1 protein-coding gene is annotated in these 202 nt (G+C 65.8%); it reads left to right on the forward strand.

What is annotated here, in order from left to right:
* Positions 1–202 (forward strand): Ig-like domain-containing protein (locus tag NC856_RS17765; RefSeq protein ID WP_264091720.1); only part of this gene is annotated, 202 nt, incomplete at both ends.

Here is a 202-nt window from a genome sequence, read left to right on the forward strand (position 1 = left end):
CGGCAGTACGGTCACGATCAGCGATGCGGCAGGCAATGTGCTGGGCAGCGTCACGGCAGGGAGCGACGGCAGCTTTACTGTCCCGCTGTCGCCTGCGCTCACTAACGGTGAAACGGTTACCGCTGTCGCCAGTGATGCCGCGGGCAATATCTCCGCCGCGGTTACCGTGACCGCCCCGGACACCACTAGCCCATCCGCACCG

This window comes from Brenneria izbisi, from assembly GCF_025840185.1.
Classification (GTDB): domain Bacteria; phylum Pseudomonadota; class Gammaproteobacteria; order Enterobacterales; family Enterobacteriaceae; genus Brenneria; species Brenneria izbisi.